The sequence below is a fragment of the Xenorhabdus bovienii genome, from assembly GCF_024721015.1.
GTDB lineage: Bacteria > Pseudomonadota > Gammaproteobacteria > Enterobacterales > Enterobacteriaceae > Xenorhabdus > Xenorhabdus bovienii.
In genome coordinates this window covers 1-372 of record NZ_JANAIF010000352.1, presented here as the reverse complement: position 1 = coordinate 372, position 372 = coordinate 1, and the positions used below count along the sequence as shown (strand labels likewise).

At 56.2% G+C, this 372-nt stretch carries 1 pseudogene; it reads right to left on the bottom strand.

Annotation, left to right across the window (positions count from 1 at the left end):
- Positions 1 to 333 (bottom strand): annotated as a pseudogene (locus NXS07_RS20945) (phage late control D family protein); the annotation flags it as partial.
- Between the last annotated feature and the right edge of the window lie 39 nt (positions 334 to 372).

Genomic DNA, 372 nt, shown 5'->3' with positions numbered 1-372 from the left:
CCGAAAATCCGCACTGCGGGCGGTGATTTCCAGCCGGTCAGGTGGCCCACCGTGGCTGATTTCATCCACGACAAACAACCCTTTTTCAATCAATGGCTCACCCTGCCAGCCAATTCTGACCACGATTTCTGCGCCCCGGGGCGGCAGTTCAATTTTGCCGTCGGTGTCGTCTATCGCCAGTTCTAACGTGTCGGCCTCAAAGCCGCGATTGTCGGTCAGGGACAGTGAGAGCAGCCGGTGATTGAGGGCGATGATTTGTTGCCCGCCAATGAGCAGATCGAAGCCCGGTTGTTTTACGTAATCACTGCTGGTCAGAATATCGATGGGGTTCATGTGCGCGCCGTCCGTTAAGAAGTTGCCCCATGATTGCCC